We start from the raw sequence: 17,541 nt of genomic DNA, 5'->3' as shown, positions 1-17,541 counted from the left end.
AGAACAGGTCAGGCGTCGCTGCGCCGACGGCCGGCGAGCACGCCGTACGCCACGCCCAGGGCGCCGACGACGATGCCGACCACGCCGAGGACGCGGGCGGTGGTGTCACTGCTGTCACCGTCGGCGGCCTCGGTGGTCGCGGCGGCGTTCTCGGTCTTGGCGTCCGCCTCCTCGGCGGCCGTCGAGCCGTGGTGTCCGTCCTCGGAGGCCGCGGACAGGGCGAGGACGGGAGCCGGCGTCTCGGGCTCCTCCGCGCCGTCCTCCTGGACCTCGATCCAGCGCACGACCTCCTTGTTGGAGTACGTCTGGATCGCCTTGAAGACCAGTTCGTCGGCGTCCTCGGGCAGGGCGCCGATGGAGACGGGGAACTTCTCGAAGTAGCCGGGCTGGATGCCGCCGTCCTTGCCGGTGGCGGTCCAGGTGACCTTGGAGACGGCCTCGGTGATCTGCTCGCCGTGCAGCTCGAGGGGCTTGGCGAGCTTGGACTTGGTGACCTCGATCTTCCAGCCCGCCATCGGCTCCGGCATCACCGAGGCCAGCGGGTGGTCGGTCGGGAAGGTGACCTCGAGCTTGGTGGTGGAGGCGTTGTCGCGCTCGTTGGGGACCTTGAAGTCCACGACCGCGTAGCCGCCCTTGGCGGCGGTCCCCTCGGCCTGCACGCTGACGTGCGCGAAGGCGGGCGAGGACAGGACGACCACGGCGGTGGCGGCTACGGCGCCGGTGACGGCGAGACGAGAAACCTTCATGGAAGGGCACTCCGGTTCGAAAGGGGTTCCGGTGAGAGGAGATGCGCGTGCGCGCACGCGCGGGCCGCACGACGGCGGCCCCTCTGTCACGTCCCTCGGGAAGTGGAGTGGTGGTCGCGTCGCGTCAGGCGGCGAGAACGAGGCCGGCGGCGGTGGGCGGCCCGCGGCGGATCACCGTGTGCTGGAGTGCCGTGGTGCGCGGTCGGGGCGGAGCGAAGGACGCCGTCAGCGGCGCACGCGGCCCGGCCTCGGGCGCCCCCGGCAGCCCGGCACGCAGGGCGCGCACCAGCGCGAACGCCGCGCGCAGGGACCGTACGAGCGCCCCTTCCGCCACCGAATGCGCCGAGTACGCGGACAACTCGGCGAGGCGGAGCAGCGCCAGGTCTCCGCGCCGCAGCAGCCAGCCGGCGGCGACGGCCGCGAGGACGTGGCCGAGGATCATCGGGAGGGACGGCAGCAGCGCGAGGGCGGATGATTCGGAGGACCCGGTCATGGCGTGCGCCGCGCCGGCCCCCGTCCCGGTACTCGTCCTGACACCGGTCCCCGGCGCGGGATACAGCCGGGCCTCGACGAGGAGCCGCTGTGCCTGGGCCGGGCTGATCGCCGCCGCGGTGGTTCCGCACAGCAGCCGTGCGGCCTGCTGGACCAGCGCGGCGTCGGAGGTCCGCGGCATCGACGACATCGTCATCGTGGCCGTACCGTGCTGCCCCATCCCGAACAGCACGTGCAGCACGGTCTGTCCGGCCGCGAGCAGGGTCGCGATGCCGCCGAGCGAGCGCTCCCGCCCGGCGAGCGGTGCCACGACCAGAACGGCCCCCACGAACCCGGCACCGAGCGTCCACAGCGGGACCGTGGCGCAGGAGGCGATCGCGTGACCGGCCGCGGCCAGCACGACGCAGACCGCGGCGAACACCGCGGCCCGCAGAACCCGGAGACCCGCTCCGGAACGCGCGTGGGGGGCAGTCATGGCGGGCTCATCATCGCACTGGGCTCACCGGCGCCATACGGCAGGTCCACAAGATGACGTACGGGGCATACGACCGGAAGGTCACTTCTGGTGCGCGCTGCCCCACATACACCGTCCATCGCGCCCCGCGCATCGCCCATATGGGCGGCATCACGTCCACGATGCGCTTACACCCGGGCGCACGCGGCAATACGTAACGGTATGTCGAGCCGCGGCCAGGAGGCAGCAGCATGAGCATCTGGTGGTCACTCCATCTGCGGCGCGAGGCTGCGAGCGTGCCGCTCGCCCGGCGCCTGCTGCTCGGCACCATGGAGACCGCGGGCGTCGACCCGGACGTCTCCTACGACCTCTCCCTCGCCCTCAGCGAGGCCTGTGCCAACGCGGTGGAGCACGGCGGACAGCAGGACTCCTCGACGGCGTACCGGGTCACCGCCTACCTCGACGGCGAGAAGTGCCGCATCGAAGTCACCGACTCCGGCCCCGGATTCGCCCGCCCCCAGCCGGTCCAGCCGCTGCGCCCCGTCCCCGGCGAGGCCGAGAACGGCCGGGGCCTGTGTCTCATCCAGGAACTCGCCGACCACGTCCACATCGGCAACAAGCCGGGCCGCCGCGGGGCCGTGGTCAGCTTCGACAAGATCCTGAAGTGGAAGAAGGACGCCCCGCTGATGGCGGTGTGACCCGACGTCACGGCTCAGGGCCGGCCGGGTCCGCGTACCGCCCGGTGCCGGTCGCACCGACCGGACCGCCCGCTCTGTCGCCTCAGTCATCGGAACGCCGGGCCCTGGGGGACCGCCGATGTCGTTGACGGTGTGCGCGAAGGACGGCCGGCGGCTGTCGGTCGAGGAGCGGGGGGACCCCGCGGGCCGCCCGGTGTTCCTGCTGCACGGCACCCCGGGGAGCCGGCTCGGCCCCGCCCCCCGGCCGTCCGTCCTCTATCGCATGGGCGTCCGGTTGATCACGTTCGACCGTCCCGGATACGGCGGCTCGGACCGCAGCGTGGGCCGCAGGGTCGGCGCGGCCGCCGAGGACGTACGTCTGATCGCCGACGCGCTCGGGATCGGCAGGTTCGGGGTGGTGGGCCGCTCCGGGGGCGCCCCGCACGCGCTGGCCTGCGCGGCACTGCTCCCGGAGCGCACGGCGCGGACCGCGGCGCTGGTCGGGCTCGCCCCTCCGGACGCCGCCGATCTCGACTGGTTCGCCGGCATGACGGAGGCGAACGTCCGCGCCTACCTGAGCGCGGCCGCGGGCCGGCACCGGCTGACCGCCGCGCTGGGCCGGCGCTCGCTGACGATCCGCGCCGATCCCGCGGCCACCGTCGCCGAGATGCGCGGCGTGCTGCCGGAGTCCGACCGCCGGATCGTCGCGGACGCCGGCATCCAGGCCATGCTGGAGCGCAACTTCGCCGAGGGGCTGCGCAGGTCCGCGGACGGCTGGGTGGACGACGTGATGGCGTTCAGCACGGGCTGGGGTTTCGACCTCTCGGGCATCGCCGCCCCCGTCGTCCTGTGGCACGGCGAGGAGGACATCTTCGCCCCGGTCGAACACACCCGCTGGCTCGGCCGCACCATCCCCGGCGCCCTCGTCGAGGTCGAACCCGGCGCGGCCCACTTCGGCGCCCTCCGCGTCATGACCCGGTTCATCGGCTGGGCCGCGCACCAGGACGAGGAGGGCTGACGACGGTCGCCCCGACCGGCGGCCGGAACACCGGCGGCACTCACCGCGGCCCGCCGGCTCGCCCACCGGACCTCACACCTGCTGCGGCTCCAGATCCCGGTCGATGCGGAGCCACTCCGTCGTCGCCTCGCACAGGGGATGCGTCTCGCCCAGCCGCCGGACCAGTTCGGTCTCCGCGTCCTGGTGGAGCTCGGTGGCCTCCTCGTCGTGGCCCAGGGCGCGGAGGGTGATCGCGAGGTTGGCCATGGCGGCGAGGGTGTCGGGATGGGTGGGCCCGAGCCGCCTGCGCAACCCCGCCACGGCGAGGCGCTCCCCGCGCTCGGCTTCTTCGAGTCGACCGAGGTCGGCGAGGGCGTTGGCCAGGCTGGTCCCCGCGCCGAGGGTGGCCGGATGGTCGTTGCCGAGGGCTTGGGCGAGGGCGGTGCGGGCCTGTTCCGCCAGCTCGGCGGCCGTCCCGGTCTCACCGAGCGCCCGGTGACAGATCGCCAGGTTGTGGACGCAGAACATCGTGAACGGATGATCCGGCCCGAAGGAGTTCCGGTACCCCTCCAGCACCTCGGTGACCTGCCGTACCGCCCGCCGCGCCCCCTGCTCGGGATCGGTCGCGAGAAGGTCGGCGGCGAGATTGAGACCGCAGGCCAGCTCCTCGGGAAGGGAGCGGCCGTACCGGTCCCGGTGGCGCCTGTGGATCTCCCAGGTCCGCTCGCTCAGGTGCAGCGCCTCCGCGAGCCGCCCCGCCTTGCGCAGCGACACCGCGAGGCTCTTGTCGACCCGCAGCACCTCCGGCACATACGGGTGGAGCACCTGCCCGAACAGCTCCCGGACCTCCCGCAGGATCTCCGCCGAATCCTCGTACTCGCCGAGTTCGCGCAGGTCGCGGGCGTAGTGGCTGCGGCTGATGAGGGTGTGCGGATGCAACGGGCCCAACAGTGCGGTACGACGGCACGCCGTGTCCTCGTCGAGCCGCCGGGCGGCCTCGCTGTCCCCGGTGAGGCGGTGGTCGACGGCGAGGTTGTCGGCGGAGCTCAGGGTCCGCGAGTGGTCCTCGCCGAAGATCTCGCGGAGTCCGCGGTGGATGCGCTGGTCCAGCCGCAGTGCCTCGTCGAAGCGGCCGAGCGCCCGCAGGTCCGCGGCCACACTGCCGGAGGTGATCAGCAGGGACGGGTGGCCCTCGTCGAGGAACCTCCGCTGCCGGGCGAGCGTGTCCTCGTCCAACTCCCGCGCGGCCCGGTAATCGCCCTGCGAGCGCAGGACGTTGGCCAGCTCCAACCGCAGGCTGAGGATCTGCCGGTCGTCGGAGTCCGCGAACTCGGTGCTCCAGAACTCGTGGATCCGGGTGCCCAGCGTGCGGGCGAGGTGCAGTTCACCGCGCTTCCACAGGTAGCGGACGCGGTCCACCATCAGCTGCCGCGGCTCCTCCTCCGCGCACGCATGGATGCCGGAGGGCACGAGGTGCGGCCAGATCACCTCGAACTCGGGCCACTTGGCGGGGTCGTCCACCGCGTCCTCGGGCGGCCGTACGGCGGCGAGGACACGGTGCACCTCATGGCGGGTCTCCTCGGCCACCCGCGCATCCATGCCGTCGCGCACCGCGGCCTGCACCAGCCGGTGCACCTGGAGGGAGTTGTCGGTGGAGTCGACCTTGGCCAGCGCGAACCGGTTCAGCGCCTGGGTGACCTTGCCGAGCATGTAGCGGGCGCGCAGGTCCTTGTCGTACGGCAGCAGGGCCCTGATCATGGCGTCGGAGCCGATCAGGGTCATCGAGATCGGTTCGGCGGACAGAAAACCGCACAGCTCCAGCAGCCGGGCCGCCGCAGGGGACTCGTGGCGCAGCCGGGTCACCGAGATGTTCCAGGTGGCACCCACGGACGACGGGTACTCCACCGCGTCGACGGCGGCCTTCACCGACAGCACCCGGGTGCTCTGCTCCCGCAGCTGCTCGATGTACTCGCCGACGGGCGTCGCCGTCGCCTCCAGCCAGGCCGCCGCGACCTCGATGGCCAGCGGCAGATCGCCGACGGCCTCGGCGACCAGAGTGGCGTCCGCCTCTCCCAGTCCCGGCACCCGTCCGGTGAGGTGCTCGACGCTCTCCTCCCGCGTGAACACCTCCACCTCCACCGGCTGCACCCGGGTCGAGGCGGGCTTGGTGCGGGTGGTGACCAGCAGATGCCCGTAGACCTCGTCCGGAACCGGCGCGGTCTCCTCGGCGAACCGGTTCAGGATCAGGTCCAGGTCCTCCACGTTGTCGAAGACCAGCAGCCACCTCTTGTACGGCCGTCCGGCCCGGAGTGCCTGTAACGCGGCCAGGGCGGCCTCGTTGACGTCGTCGCCGATGCCCGGGTCGAGCCGCCGGCCGAGGTCGGCGAGCTTGGGCGGGACCAGGTCGGGCTGTTCGGCGTCGACCCACCACACCAGGTCGTAGTCGGCCTTGAAACGGTTGGCGTACTCCCGCGCCAGCTGTGTCTTGCCGACGCCCCCGAGACCGTGCAGCACCTGCGGCAACCGCATGCCGCCGGGCCCGGAGACGAACTGCCGGCGCACCTGCTCCAGGATCGTCGAACGGCCGGTGAAGTACGGGTAGCGGGGCTGGACGTTGGAGACGCTCGTGCTGGTGTTGGGGAAGCGCACACCGTGCGGGCGAGGCGTCGGCTGCGGTGTACCGGGACGGCCCAGCCCGGTCAGCAGCGTGCTGGCGGCGGTGTCCTCGTCCAGGCGCACCAGGTCGATGGCGCTGCCCCGGCCGGCGTACGGAATCTGCTGCACGTCCCCGACCCGCAGCGCCACGGGCTGGTGCTCGGCCGAGCCGCCCGAGTGCACGGCGGCCTCCCAGGCGGCCTGCGCGGTGCGGGAGCCGAGGAACGCGGGGGAGACCACGGCGAGCACCCGGTGCCGGCCGCCCGGCAACGACTCGGCGCCGACCTCCAGGGTGGTCGTCGACCGTACGTCCTGGGAGACCACCTCGAACCCCGCCTCGCGCAGCACCACCTCCAGCCACTCCACCCACATCCGGTCCTCGGAGACGTACCGCAGCAGCAGCTTCGACGGCGGCAGGGGGCGGCGCCGGGTGTACGCCGAGAGGTACTGGTTGCGCCTGGCTTCGTCCAGGGGCGGCAGGGCGGTCACCCGGCCCCCGGTGACGACGGAGGTCAGCCGCTCGCAGGCGCTCAGCATGGAGCCGGCGACCTGGGGCGGGTCACCGAACGGGGCGAGGATCTCCTCGTAGGCGTAGTAGGGGCGGTACGGGATCTCCACCGACCCCCAGTAGGCGGTGAGTTCGTCGGCGTCCATGCCGTGGGGGAGGCCGTCGAAGCGCTCGCGCGCGAGGGCCCGGCCCGCGTCGGCCTTGTCCCGCTCGCCGTCGTCGATGCGCATGGCGACCGGCAGGACGCGGATGCCCTTGTCGCCGTAGAGCTCCTCGATGTGCCGGGCGACGGCGGCGGCGCCCTCGATGCTCTGGTCGCTGAGGGTGTAGCAGACGACCAGGGTGCCGGGCATCTGCACGGTGCAGATGTCGGCGAGGTCGCTGTGGCCGGTGCGGCTGTCGATCAGGGTGAAGTCGTAGTGCCGCTCCATGTCCTCACGCATCGCGTCGAAGAACTGCCCGCCGCCGTAGTCGCTGTAGAAGCGGTCCCAGTCCATGTTGCCGACGAGCGGGTAGTCGCGGTGCCGCATCCCGGCCGACAGGAAGTCCAGGCAGCCGGGCTCGGGGAAGGCCCAGTCCAGGGCGAGGGCGTGGGGGCGGACCCGGGCGTGGGCGCGGTGCCAGTCCGGCTCGCGGTCGGGAAGGTCGCGCAGCGCCTCACGGCGGTAGTCGTCTATCAGGTTGACCAGGCCAGGGGTGGCCTGCAGCAAGGAGGGCCTCAGGAACGGGTGGAAGAACCTGTGCAGTCCCGGGGCCTCCAGGTCCCAGTCGACGGCGAGCACCCGATGTCCGTTGGCGGCCAGGATCCAGGCCACGTTGGCGAGCGCCATCGTCCGGCCGGTACCGCCCTTGTACGAGTAGAAGGTGATCACTGAACCCTTGCGGTTCCCGGTCATGGAGCCCTCCGCCGTATCGGGGCTTCAGTGTAGGAACCATCGCCTCAAGGCGGGAGGAATGCGGCGAAGCCGGTCACGGCCGTTGTGCGGCCGCGCGCTCCTTGTGGTCCGCCGCCGTTTCCCGGGCCGCGGCCGAGGCGTCCGGGCTCACCGGGTCGCTGAGCCGGGCCGTGACGGTCTCGCCCATGGCCGTCACGAAGCGCTCGCCCAGCGGGGTCAGGGCGCCGGAGGCGAGCAGGGTGTCCACCGCTTCCGCGGTTTGCTCGCGCCAACGGGCGAAGCGGACCTCCGCGTCGTACGCCTCGTCGCCGTGCGCGGTGCGGTGGCGCGCGCGCCAGTAGTCGACGACGGCGATGTGCGCGTACGTCCCCTGCAACAGGCCCTCCAGCGGCCGCGGGTCGGGGCGCCAGGGGGCGTAGAACAGCTGCTCGCAGGCCGGGTCGTAGAGGTCCGCGCGATCGAACACGGCGCCCAGCTTGACGTGCTGGAACTCGTGGACCAGCAGACACGCCAGGGTTTCCGGCGTGCCGGGCCGGGCGATGGCGACCGCGCCGAAGGCGTCCCGGGCCGCCGAGCTGATGTCCGCTCCCGCGGCGGAGTCCCGCAGCGGGGTGACGACGCTCAGTCCCGCGGCGAGTCCGGGCGCGTACGCGGGCAGTTCACGCTGGATCCACTCCCACGCGCCGGCGAGGTCCTGGTGCCAGGTCTCGGCCACCGAGTCGGTCAGCCGCCCCGTCACCGGATAGCCGTGCTGGTCCCTCCAGGGGTCCGTGTCCTCCAGGGCGACGGACCAGCCCGGCAGTTCGAACCGGCGCAGGGCCAGCCAGGCTTGGTCCGCAGCGGACCCGGGGCCCACGACGTGCTCGCGCCCCTGGACCCGGACCGTGAAGCTCCCGTCGCCGTTCCCGGTGACCCGCGCCTCCGTCGCCTCGTCCACGGCCACCGCGCCCAGGGTCGGCAGCCGCAGCACCCCCGCGTGGGTCGGTACGGTCACGGTGCCCGCACGTCCGGCCCGCAGCAGGGCGGCCGCGGCGAGCTCCGCCACCCCGCGCATCGCGATCCGCGCGGCCTTCTCGCCGCCGCGCAGGACGCGCTGGGCCCACGGGCGCAGATAGGGGTGGGCCAGGACCGTGTCCACCGATTCGGGGGCCCCGCTGTCGAGGGCCGCGAGGGTCTCCCAGGCCGCCGCGCCGGTCGCGCTGTGCGTGCTCTCGTGCCAGACGGCGGCGAGGAGCTCACGGTTGACGGTCAGCTCGTGCCGGGTCAGCTGGGCCACCGCGTCGGTGCCGCCGAGACCGGCGGCGATCTCGTCGAAGTGGTTGTCTTCCAGGTGGAGTTCGGGCATCGGTGTCCTCTGCTCCTCCCGGTCGCGGATCCCGGTGACGAGCTGTTTCAGGTCGGCGCAGTAGACCGACGGATTCATGAACCCGCTGCCGCCGTTCGCCGAGTGGTAGCGGTGCGCGTACAGCCCGCCGCCGCACGAGCGCACGACCGGGCAGCCCCGGCACGTCTCGCACAGCCCCTCCAGGCCCTGCTGCCGGGCCTGGATGCCGGGGTGGACGGCCATCTCGTCCAGGGAGTTGGCCGTCACGTTCATGCCGGTGCCGGGCGCCCCGTCGTAGGCGGTCTTCAGCGAGTCCGCCTGTTCGAGCGCGCCGTCGGTCTCGATGACCGCGAGTTCCACCGGGGCCAGCCCGAGGGACTCGGTGAGGCTGCTCGCGCCGCGCAGGGTGCGCAGCACGGAGTCGAGGACCCGGACGCCCATGGGCCGGCCGGCGGCGGTCCAGCGGTCGTGGACGCGCAGCAGCCAGTCGCCGTACGGGGTGGCCGAGTTGCCGGGGCGGGGCGGGGGCTCGTCCCAGGTGGCGTGGGGGAGCAGGAAGTCGATGCGGGGCGGCGCGAGGGCGGCGAGGGCGTCGTAGACGGTGACGGGGTCGTTGCGCAGGTCGACCGTGCAGAGCAGTCCGGCGTAGAGGTGCCGGTAGCGGGGGCCGCGCAGCAGGTCGATCGCGCGCAGGACCTGGGGGTGACTGCTGTGGCCGTTGCGGTAGCGGCGGTGCAGGTCGTTGGCGGCGCGGTCGCCGTCGAGGGAGACGCCGACCTTGATGTCGAACTCCGCGAACAGCTCGCAGAACTGCTCGTCGAGGGTGACGCCGTTGGTGTGGACGCGCAGGTCGAGGGCGCAGACACCGGACAGGGCGGTGGCCAGGCTCTGTGCCGCCAGACGGAGTTTGTCCCGGCCGGCGAGGAGGGGTTCCCCGCCGTGCAGGACGACGTGCACGGTGTCGAGCCGGTGGGTGCGGGCGTGTTCGGCGATGCGCTTGGCGGTGATCTCGAGCACGTCGTCCGAGACCACCATGGGGCGGCCCCGCCAGCTCTGGTCGGCGTGCTCGTAGACGTAGCAGTGATCGCAGGCGAGATCGCAGCGGCTGTGCATCTTCAGCACGAACTGGCTGAGCGGGTGCGGCGACCCGGTCATCGGCGCGGGGCGCGATTCATCGTGAGGAAGACCTGGTCAGACGGCTGACTGGAAGGCGGCCACCGGGATGCGCGAGGCCGCCTGGTCCGGGGTGCCCTGCCATACGACCCGCTTGAGCACGTCGGACCGGGGGTTGTGCGCCCGCGCCGCGAGCAGCCGTACCAGCAGGCCCCGTTCGTCGGTGGCGGGCTTCTTCGTGGACTCTTCGGCCGGGATGGTGACGGGCTTATCCATGGACGAACCTCGATCTTCCGTGCGCCCGTTGCTTGGGCGAATGGACAGGAGTCGGAGTACCGGAGCGGATGCTAAGGGCATCTGGAGCACCTCGCACGGCGAAGTGCTCGTGAGTGTGAAAGACCCCGGACGACGGATCGTGGGTTGACATGCAATCACACGGCGGGCGGGGACGGGGTCGATCACGGTTCTCAGCCCCCGCACAGCCTTCCCCCAACCTACTGCTGGACACTCGTCCTATTTTCCTGGCCATGACGGGACACCACAGGAACACGAACCTCACCCGGCGCGGCCTGCGCGACTCCCGGACCGGCACGCTCTCGAGCGCCGCCCCGGCCGTCTCTTCGGGGCGGCCGTGAGCAGCCGCGAGGACGAGACGCTGGCGCGGGCCGCCGTGGACGCGCTCACCGGTCAGCTGGCCCTGGCCCCCAAACCGGGCCTGCCCGATCCGCGGGACCTGGGCGCCCGCACCACCGGCACGGACCACGGCTCGCTGCGCTGGTCGGCCAAGGCGCTCGCGCCCGGCCTCGCGGCGATGGCCGCGGCCGCCCGCCGCACGGGCGAACCCACGCCCCAACTCCGCGCGGAACTGGGCGCGATCGGGCGCTGCACCGAGCACTCCGTGGGCTTGGCAGGCGGCGGTCACCGCGGCGCGCTGTGGACCCTGGGTCTGCTGGTCGCCGCGGCCGCCCTCGACCCGGGGGCCGCGCCGGGGGACCTGCCGGCGGTCGCCAAGAGGATCGCCGCGCACACCGACAGAGGGGCCCCGCGCCGGGCCTCCCGAGGGTCCTCGGTCTCCGCGAAGTACGGTGCCGCGGGCGCCCGTGGCGAGGCCCGCGCCGGATTCCCGCACGTACGGCGGGCGTTGGACGCGCTGGCCGCCTCCCGCACGGCGGGCGCCGCCGAGGCCGAGGCCCGCCTGGACGCCCTGCTCACCGTGATGTCCACCCTCCAGGACACCGAACTCCTGCACACGGCGGGCCCCTTGGGCCTGCGGCACGTCCAGGCGGGTGCCCGGGGCGTCCTGGAGGCGGGCGGCACCACGACCGACGCCGGCCGCACGGCCCTCCTCGCCCTCGACACCGACCTGCACACACGCGCGTGGAGCCCCCGCGGCAGCGCCGGGCTGCTCGCGGGGGCCCTGTTCGTGGACGCCCTTACGCCGAGGGTCAGTTCACAAGGACGTGCCGCTTGACGCGTGCCCCGGCCCGGCCGCCGACGTGGGTTTCCACCCGGCCGGTGGCGCCCGCCTCCACCCGGCCGGTGGCGCCTGCCTCGGCCTGGTCGGCGGCGTCCGTCTTCCCGCCAGCGGCGCCTACCTCCACCCCGCCATCGGCACCCGTCTCCACCTGACCGTGGGCACCCGCCTCCACCCGACCCGCACAACCCGCCTCCACCCGACCCGCACAACCCGCCTCCACCCGACCCGCGCCACCCACCTCACCCCGACCGTCGCCGCCCACCTCACCCCGACCGTCGCCACCCATCTCACCCCGACCCGCCGCCCACCGCGTAGCCGGTCCCATCGCGTACGACGCTCCCAGCGTCACCGCTCCCAGCAGCAGCCAACCGGGCGTGCCCCACTCCACCAGCAGCGTGGTGAGGACCAGCGGGCCGAGGGTCCGTGCCACCGTCACCCCGGTTCCGAAGAACCCCTGGTACTCGCCCACCCGCTCGGCCGGAGCCAGGTCGAAGGAGAGCTGCCAGGACCCCGCCGACTGCCCCATCTCGGCGACCACCTGAAGCACCGCCCCGACGACCAGCGCGCCCACGGCCACCCACGGCGAGACCCCCGCCGACAGCGCGAACACCGCACACGCGGCCAGCATGACCCACCCCGACCGCCGCACCGCGCGCGTGGCCGACCCGAGCCCGCTCACCCCGCGGGCCATCCGCACCTGGAAGGCCATCACGGCCCCGGTGTTGAGCACGAACAGCGCGGACACCACCCAGGCGGGAGCCGCGGTCCGCTCGGCGATCCACAGCGGGATCCCGAGGCTCAGCAGGGGCATCCGCAGCAGCAGGACGGTGTTCAGCAGCGTGATCACGGCGTACGGCCGGTCGCGCAGCACACCGGGGCCCCGCCGCCGCGCCCGGGGCACCCGAGGCGCCACCGACGGCAGCCGCAGCAACAGCAGCGCACACCCCACGAAGCTCACCGCGTCCACCGCGAACACCCCGAGATACGCCGCCCGCGTCCCCGCGTGCAGCGCGAGCCCGCCCAGCCCCGCACCCACGGCGAGACCGGCGTTCAGCGTCGCCTGGAGGTGGGCCAGCAGCCCGGTCCGCTCCCCGGCGGACACCAGCCCCGCCAGCAGCGCCTGCCGGGCCGCGGCGAGCCCCGACTGCGCGGAGGCGTAGGCACAGGCCGCCAGGACGAACGGCACGAAGTCCCGGACCACCAGGAAGGACGCCACCGCCAGCCCCGTGGCCAGCGCCAGCAGCACGGCCGTACCGCGTGCCCCGCGCCGGTCCGCGAGCTTGCCGAGCGGCACCCCCACCGCCGACCCGACCGCCCAGCCGACGGTCAGCCCGAGCCCCACCCGCGCGGGGTCGAGCCCGACGACGTGCGTGAAGTAGAGCGCCGACGTCACGTAGTAGGCGCCGTCACCGACGGAGTTGCTCAACTGGGCCAGTGCCAGGACGCGTTGCGGTCCTGCGGGCGGGACGAGTGAGTGCCTCATGCCTACGACACTAGAAGCGCGGTGGACCGCTCGACAGACCCAATGAAGGTGCTCAGGACTGGCCCAATTCCAGTACCCGGACCAGTACCTCCAGGGCCTCCGGATACGCCCCCTCCCGAGGCGTCCCGTACCCCACGACCAGCCCCTCCCGAGGCGCCCCGTGCCCCAAGGCCAGCCCCTCGCGAGGCGTCTCCGCGTGCCAGTGCTCCCGCAGCGACCCCACGGCGAGCCCCGCGTCCGCCGCCCGCGCCAGCACCGCCGCCTCGTCCTCGACCTCGATCAGCGCGTGCAGTCCGGCCGCGATCCCCCGCACCCGCCACCGCGCCCCGAGCCGCTCGACAAGCCGGTCCCTGCGCCGCCGGTACCTGAGCCGGCACGCGCGCACATGGCGGTCGTACACATGACCGCGGATCAGCTCGGCGAGGGCCAGCTGCCCGATGGTCTCGGTGCTGTGGTCGCTGTGCAGCTTGGCGTCGGCGACCGGGCCGACGAGGTGCGGCGGCAGCACCATCCAGCCGAGCCGCAGCGCGGGCCCGAGCGTCTTGGACGCCGTGCCCAGGTAGACGACCTGCCCCGGCGCCATCCCCTGGAGCGCCCCCACGGGCTGCCGGTCGTACCGGAACTCCCCGTCGTAGTCGTCCTCCACGATCAGCGCCCCACGCGCGCGTGCCCAGTCCGTCAGCGCCCGCCGCCGTGCGGGATGCAGGGTCACCCCGGTCGGATACTGATGCGCGGGAGTGACGACGACGGCCGCGGGGTCCCCCAGTCCGTCGACCTCGACCCCGAGCTCGTCGACCCGCACCGGCACCACCCGCCCACCGGCGTGCCGTACGACCTCCCGGTGGAAGGGCAGCCCGGGGTCCTCCATGGCCACGGTCCCGCCCTCCAGGACCCGCGTGAGCAGCGCGAGCCCCTGTACGGCCCCGGAGGTGACGACGATCCGCTCGGGCGGGGCGACGACCCCCCGGGCCCGCCCGAGATATTCGGACAGGGCACTCCGCAGCTCGATCCGCCCCAGGGGATCGCCGTAGTCGTACGCGGAGACGGACGCACTCGCCACAGCCCGCCGCACGGCCTTGACCCAGGCGGCAGCGGGAAAGCCACCGACGTCCGGGCTGCCGGGCCGCAGGTCGTGCACGGGCACACGCACGCGTGCGGCGGACTTCACGGGCGCGCTGTCGAGAGGCGGCAAAGGCGCGACCTCGGTACCGGCCCCCTGCCGAGCGGTGAGAAACCCTTCGGCGACCAACTGGTCGTAGGCCGCCTTCACAGTCCCGCGAGAAACCCCCAGTTCCTCGGCGAGCCGTCGGGTGGCGGGCAACCGGGCCCCAGGAGCCAGCCGTCCCTCACGAACGGCATCACGAAGGGCCCGTTCAAGCGCAGCCCGAAGCCCGTCACCGGCGCTGATGTCTAGATGCAGGTCCACTGCACCCACCCAGGGGCGCGGGGAACTGCCCGACCAGCCCCCACGCACCCGCAGCCGAAACTCAACCCTTGATCTGAGCCATCCACGCCTCGACCTCATCAGACCGCCGAGGCAACCCGGACGACAGGTTCCGGTTACCGGAGTCCGTCACCAGGATGTCGTCCTCGATCCGCACCCCGATCCCCCGGTACTCCTCCGGCACGGTCAGGTCATCGGCCTGGAAGTACAGCCCGGGCTCGACGGTCAGCACCATCCCCGCCTCGAGCACCCCGTCCACGTACGACTCCACCCGCGCGGCAGCGCAGTCGTGGACGTCCATGCCCAGCATGTGCCCGGTCCCGTGCAGCGTCCACCGCCGCTGGAGCCCCAGCTCCAGCACCCGCTCCACCGGCCCCTCGACAAGGCCCCACTCCACGATCCGCTCGGCCAGCACCCGCTGGGCCGCGTCATGGAAGTCCCGGTACTTGGCGCCCGGCTTCACGGCCGCGATCCCGGCCTCCTGGGCGTCGTACACGGCGTCGTAGATCCTCTTCTGGACCTCGCTGAACCGCCCGTTGACCGGCAGTGTCCGCGTCACGTCGGCGGTGTAGTACGTGTGCGTCTCGACGCCGGCGTCGAGCAGCAGCAGATCACCGGACCGCACCGGCCCGTCGTTGCGCACCCAGTGCAGGGTGCACGCGTGCGGCCCGGCCGCGGCGATCGTGCCGTAGCCGACGTCGTTGCCCTCGACGCGCGCCCGCAGGAAGAACGTGCCCTCGATGTACCGCTCGGAGGTGGCCTCGGCCCTGTCGAGGACCTTCACCACGTCCTCGAAGCCGCGGACCGTGGAGTCGACGGCCTTCTGGAGCTCGCCGATCTCGAAGTCGTCCTTGACCAGCCGCGCCTCGGACAGGAAGACCCGCAGCTCCTCGTCCCGCTCGGCGGTGACCTTGTCGGTCAGCGCCGCCTCGATCCCGGCGTCGTAGCCGCGCACGACCCGCACCGGCCCGGTCGCCTCGCGCAGCGCGTCCGCCAGCTCGCGCACGTCGGACACGGGGACGCCGTACAGCTTCTCGGACTCGGTCAGCGAGTGCCGCCGTCCGACCCACAGCTCGCCCTGTCCGGAGAGCCAGAACTCGCCGTTCTCGCGGTCGGAGCGCGGCAGGAGGTACAGCGTGGCGGTGTGGCCGCCGGAGACGGGCTCCAGGACGAGCACGCCGTCCTCGGTCTGGTTGCCGGTGAGGTACGCGTACTCGACGGAGGCCCGGAAGGGGTACTCCGTGTCGTTGGAACGCGTCTTGAGGTTGCCCGCGGGGATCACCAGCCGCTCGCCGGGGAAGCGCGCGGACAGCGCCGCACGGCGGGCCGCGGTCTCGGCGGCCTGCGCGATCGGCTCCAGGTCGTGGAGCTCGGTGTCGGCCCAGCCGGACCTCATGTTCTCGGCCAGCTCGTCGGAGACGCCCGGGTACAGGCCGTTCTTCCGCTTCTTGATCGGCTCTTCGGACTCATCTTCCGGGGTCGCCGGGGTGAGTTCTTCGGCCACGGTCATCCTCCTACGAAACGGCACTGGACCCCCTCCATCGTACGGTCGTACGGAAGGGGGCCCAGGGGCCTTGGACCTGTTACACCCTGCTACACCGTGCTACTCGAAGTGTGCGGCGAGCAACACGACGTCCTCCTCGGAGTCCGCCTCGGCCAAGCCGTCCGGCAGCACGGTCCGCAGCACGTGGTCGGCGACCGCCTCCGGGTCGCGGCGCAGCGCCTTCGGCACCCCGGCGGCCGCCGCGTGCAGCCGCGCGAAAGCACGGTCGGTGGGGTCACCGGTGCGGTGCAGCAGCCCGTCGGTGTACAGCAGAACCGTCTCTCCCGGCTCGGCGCTCAGCTCCACGCTCGGCGCCTCCCAGCAGGCGAGCATCCCGAGCGGCGCGGACACCGAGGTCTCCACGAACTCGGTGCGCCGCTCGCCGATCAGCAGCGGCGGGCAGTGCCCGGCACCGGCCAGCGTGATCTTGCGCAGCGCGGGCTCGCAGTAGGCGAACAGGGCGGTGGCCGAGCGGGCCGGCTCGGTCAGCCGGAGCAGCAGCTCCAGGTCGGACAGGACCGCGACCGGGTCCTCGCCCTCCATCACGGCGTACGCCCGCAGCGACGCCCTGAGGCGGCCCATCGCGGCGATCGCGCTCGCGCCGGAGCCGGTCACCGAACCGACCGCGAGACCCAGTGCCGCGTCCGGCAGCGGCAGCGCGTCGTACCAGTCGCCGCCGCCGCGCGGTCCGGTGCGGTGCCGGGCGGCGAGGCGGACGCCGGAGACGCGGGGGAGCCGGGACGGCAGCAGCTCCTCCGCCATCGTCGCCATGCACGCGCGTGTGCGCTCGACTTCGAGGAGCCGGGCCAGGTGCTCGGTGGCGTAGCGGACGTACAGGCCGACGAGGTGGCGCTGGCGCTCGGACGGTTCGGCGGGTTCGTCGTAGAGCCACACGGCGGCACCGAGGCGGCCGGCGTCGTCGGTGGCCAGGGGGAGCGCGTAGCTGGCGGCGTAGCCGAGGCGGGCGGCGACCTCGCGGTGGCGCGGGTCCAGGCCGTCCTCGGCGAGCAGGTCGGGCTGGGCGATCTCGCCGTCGCCGCCCGGCAGTCCGTCGAGGATCCTGCCGTACGACATCGCGCTGCGCGGCACCGTCTCGATGTGCCCGAGGTCGGCGCGGGCGAGGCCGAGGCCGATGGTGGTGTCGGGGCCGAGGCCGTCGTCGGGTTCCAGGACGACGAGTCCGCGGCGGGCGCCGACGAGTGCGGCTCCGGCCTGCAGGAGTTCCTGGAGCGCCTCGGACAGCGCGTCCGTGCGGGCCAGGCGTTCGGTGAGTTCGTGCAGGGTGGTGAGGTCGGAGACCCAGCCGGCGAGACGGTCCTGGAGCAGGGCGCCGAGGGCGTTCGGCGAGGCGGCCGACGGGACGGCCGGGGCAGCAGGCGCGGGCGCGACAGTGTGTGCGGGTGCGGGAACCGTTGAATCGATTCCAGCCACTTTCGGAGGGTGAGGGGCGTTCATGGCGTCCGGCTTTCCGACCGGTGCGTACTGCTCAAAAGCATCGCAAACCCCCATGTCATTCTGCGCCGCTAGCAGTGTCTCCACATGTACACGCACTCGTAAGGGGATGTCCAGCATTGTCCTGCCGGGATTCCTGGTGTCCAGGAGTAACCGGTGGAGACTGGGTCGAAGGGCAAAGTTGGCTTAAAACTGCCTCGGGTTACGGTGTATTGAGGTCGACTGGCCTTGCTCCACAGAGCGTCACAGCGGTCGTGATGGGTACGTACTCGGTAAGGGC

11 protein-coding genes and 1 pseudogene are annotated in these 17,541 nt (G+C 72.9%); 3 read left to right on the top strand and 9 right to left on the bottom strand.

The genetic code is table 11. The features are described from left to right. Positions 1-8: 8 nt before the first annotated feature. Positions 9-746 (bottom strand): YcnI family copper-binding membrane protein, encoded by a 738-nt coding sequence (locus tag AC2XR2_RS22430; protein ID WP_491516122.1) that lies wholly within the window; start codon positions 744-746, stop codon positions 9-11. A gap of 124 nt (positions 747-870) precedes the next feature. Continuing rightward, on the bottom strand, positions 871-1,713 hold the full coding sequence (locus AC2XR2_RS22425) for a hypothetical protein (protein ID WP_491516121.1): 843 nt from the start codon (positions 1,711-1,713) through the stop codon (positions 871-873). 230 nt (positions 1,714-1,943) lie between these two features. Here AC2XR2_RS22425 and AC2XR2_RS22420 point away from each other — a divergent pair, with 230 nt between their 5' ends. Both AC2XR2_RS22420 and AC2XR2_RS22415 read left to right on the top strand, forming a co-directional pair. After that, positions 1,944-2,390 carry an ATP-binding protein gene (locus tag AC2XR2_RS22420; RefSeq protein WP_330265797.1) on the top strand — a complete coding sequence of 149 codons (447 nt, stop codon included), beginning with the start codon at positions 1,944-1,946 and terminating at the stop codon, positions 2,388-2,390. Positions 2,391-2,508: 118 nt separating this feature from the next. Next, complete coding sequence (locus tag AC2XR2_RS22415; protein WP_491516120.1) at positions 2,509-3,387, top strand: alpha/beta fold hydrolase; 879 nt, start codon at positions 2,509-2,511, stop codon at positions 3,385-3,387. A 72-nt stretch (positions 3,388-3,459) separates the two neighbouring features. Here the strand turns inward: AC2XR2_RS22415 and fxsT are convergent, their stop codons facing one another. The 3 genes from fxsT to AC2XR2_RS22400 all read right to left on the bottom strand — a co-directional run bounded on the left by fxsT (position 3,460) and on the right by AC2XR2_RS22400 (position 10,138). Then, positions 3,460-7,425, bottom strand: coding sequence for an FxSxx-COOH system tetratricopeptide repeat protein (gene fxsT / locus AC2XR2_RS22410; protein ID WP_491516119.1), 3,966 nt, complete (start codon positions 7,423-7,425; stop codon positions 3,460-3,462). A gap of 73 nt (positions 7,426-7,498) precedes the next feature. Beyond that, positions 7,499-9,904 (bottom strand): FxsB family cyclophane-forming radical SAM/SPASM peptide maturase, encoded by a 2,406-nt coding sequence (locus AC2XR2_RS22405; protein ID WP_491516118.1) that lies wholly within the window; start codon positions 9,902-9,904, stop codon positions 7,499-7,501. A gap of 36 nt (positions 9,905-9,940) precedes the next feature. After that, positions 9,941-10,138 carry an FXSXX-COOH protein gene (locus tag AC2XR2_RS22400; protein WP_491516117.1) on the bottom strand — a complete coding sequence of 66 codons (198 nt, stop codon included), beginning with the start codon at positions 10,136-10,138 and terminating at the stop codon, positions 9,941-9,943. A gap of 355 nt (positions 10,139-10,493) precedes the next feature. Here AC2XR2_RS22400 and AC2XR2_RS22395 point away from each other — a divergent pair, with 355 nt between their 5' ends. After that, the gene (locus AC2XR2_RS22395; RefSeq protein WP_491516116.1) at positions 10,494-11,333 is read left to right on the top strand and encodes a triphosphoribosyl-dephospho-CoA synthase; all 840 of its coding nucleotides are present in this window, start codon (positions 10,494-10,496) and stop codon (positions 11,331-11,333) included. Between the two features lie 295 nt (positions 11,334-11,628). Here AC2XR2_RS22395 and AC2XR2_RS22390 read toward each other — a convergent pair. The 4 genes and pseudogenes from AC2XR2_RS22390 to AC2XR2_RS22375 form a co-directional block, all read right to left on the bottom strand. Continuing rightward, positions 11,629-12,822, bottom strand: a pseudogene (locus tag AC2XR2_RS22390) (MFS transporter); the annotation flags it as partial. A gap of 52 nt (positions 12,823-12,874) precedes the next feature. After that, a complete protein-coding gene (gene pdxR / locus AC2XR2_RS22385; protein ID WP_491516115.1) occupies positions 12,875-14,248 on the bottom strand; it encodes a MocR-like pyridoxine biosynthesis transcription factor PdxR in 1,374 nt (457 codons plus the stop codon). 61 nt (positions 14,249-14,309) lie between these two features. Beyond that, positions 14,310-15,776, bottom strand: coding sequence for an aminopeptidase P family protein (locus AC2XR2_RS22380; RefSeq protein ID WP_391195493.1), 1,467 nt, complete (start codon positions 15,774-15,776; stop codon positions 14,310-14,312). A 93-nt stretch (positions 15,777-15,869) separates the two neighbouring features. Beyond that, complete coding sequence (locus AC2XR2_RS22375) at positions 15,870-17,381, bottom strand: PP2C family protein-serine/threonine phosphatase (RefSeq protein WP_381300344.1); 1,512 nt, start codon at positions 17,379-17,381, stop codon at positions 15,870-15,872. Positions 17,382-17,541 lie beyond the last annotated feature (160 nt).

Source organism: Streptomyces sp. LS-MS-L19, assembly GCF_058382285.1.
This window is presented reverse-complemented; position numbering and strand designations above follow the sequence as displayed.

What these genes read in the sequence shown, in the direction of transcription:
- fxsT (WP_491516119.1), bottom strand. Translation starts at nt 7,425, where the DNA reads ATGACCGGGAACCGCAAGGGTTCAGTGATCACCTTCTACTCGTACAAG.
- AC2XR2_RS22420 (WP_330265797.1), top strand. Translation starts at nt 1,944, where the DNA reads ATGAGCATCTGGTGGTCACTCCATCTGCGGCGCGAGGCTGCGAGCGTG.
- AC2XR2_RS22405 (WP_491516118.1), bottom strand. Translation starts at nt 9,904, where the DNA reads ATGACCGGGTCGCCGCACCCGCTCAGCCAGTTCGTGCTGAAGATGCAC.
- AC2XR2_RS22400 (WP_491516117.1), bottom strand. Translation starts at nt 10,138, where the DNA reads ATGGATAAGCCCGTCACCATCCCGGCCGAAGAGTCCACGAAGAAGCCC.
- AC2XR2_RS22425 (WP_491516121.1), bottom strand. Translation starts at nt 1,713, where the DNA reads ATGACTGCCCCCCACGCGCGTTCCGGAGCGGGTCTCCGGGTTCTGCGG.
- AC2XR2_RS22375 (WP_381300344.1), bottom strand. Translation starts at nt 17,381, where the DNA reads ATGCTGGACATCCCCTTACGAGTGCGTGTACATGTGGAGACACTGCTA.
- AC2XR2_RS22380 (WP_391195493.1), bottom strand. Translation starts at nt 15,776, where the DNA reads ATGACCGTGGCCGAAGAACTCACCCCGGCGACCCCGGAAGATGAGTCC.
- AC2XR2_RS22415 (WP_491516120.1), top strand. Translation starts at nt 2,509, where the DNA reads ATGTCGTTGACGGTGTGCGCGAAGGACGGCCGGCGGCTGTCGGTCGAG.
- AC2XR2_RS22430 (WP_491516122.1), bottom strand. Translation starts at nt 746, where the DNA reads ATGAAGGTTTCTCGTCTCGCCGTCACCGGCGCCGTAGCCGCCACCGCC.